The organism is Mesorhizobium sp. M7A.F.Ca.US.002.01.1.1, assembly GCF_004022955.1.
Taxonomy (GTDB): domain Bacteria; phylum Pseudomonadota; class Alphaproteobacteria; order Rhizobiales; family Rhizobiaceae; genus Mesorhizobium; species Mesorhizobium ciceri.
In genome coordinates this window covers 1-915 of sequence record NZ_RZQE01000954.1, presented here as the reverse complement: position 1 = coordinate 915, position 915 = coordinate 1, and the positions used below count along the sequence as shown (strand labels likewise).

Sequence of the window (915 nt, the reverse complement as noted above, 5' to 3'; positions counted from 1 at the left end):
GTTTTCACAAGCCGCGATCACGCTGGAACCGTGGCTGCATCAGGCCGCCGCCAATCTGCTCGACCACCTCAGCGACAATGAGAGCGTCGACGATATCGCCAACTACGAGATCGAGCGTTTCATCGATAGCGTGCTCGACGCCGCCGACGCCTCGGCGCCGCAGGAGGCCCGTGTCCGCATCAACACCATGCAGGATTTTCGTGTCCGCAAGGCAATCCAGTTGATGAGAGCCAATGTCTGCGAGCGCATCTGCTTCGACGACGTGGCGCGCAGCGTCGGCCTGTCGCGACCGCATTTCTTCGCTTTGTTCAAGGAACAGACCAATCTGACGCCCAATGTCTACTGGAACACGCTGCGCATGGAGGAAGCGGTGCGGCAGCTGCAATGGTCGCAGGAACCGCTGATCTCCGTCGCCTGCAATCTCGGCTTCACCACGCAAGGCAATTTCTCGCGCTTTTTCCGCGACCATGTCGGCGTGCCGCCGACGCTCTACCGCGAGGCCGCGCGGGCGATCGCCTGAGCCAGCCGCCCTTTTTCAGACTCCCCGCCCTTTTTCAGACTCCTTGATAGGCGCTCAAGACGCATTGATAAGCGTCGCTGAAATGGCCGCCCTACCCTTGCACCGGATCGCTTTTGCAAGGGAACATTTTGAATGGCCAAAGTCACCATCTCCAGCGTCATCGACGCGCCGGTCGAAAAGGTCTGGGCGCGCATACGCGACTTCAACGGGCTGCCGGACTGGCATCCGCGCATGGTGGAAAGCCACATTGAAGACGGCAAGGATGCCACCACGATCGGCTGCGTGCGCAATTTCCAGCTCGCCAGCGGCACCCGCCTGCGCGAAAAGCTGCTCGACTTCTCCGATCAGAATTACCTGGTCAGCTACTCCATCCTCGAGACGCCGCAGCCGCTGAC

2 protein-coding genes are annotated in these 915 nt (G+C 60.8%); both read left to right on the top strand.

Annotated elements, in window-relative coordinates; translation table 11 throughout:
- On the top strand, nucleotides 1-520 hold a 520-nt coding region (locus EN932_RS37005), incomplete at its 5' end, for an AraC family transcriptional regulator (protein ID WP_164890887.1).
- A 132-nt stretch (nucleotides 521-652) separates the two neighbouring features.
- Nucleotides 653-915, top strand: a 263-nt coding sequence (locus EN932_RS37000) for an SRPBCC family protein (protein WP_164890886.1), incomplete at its 3' end; no start/stop codon positions are given.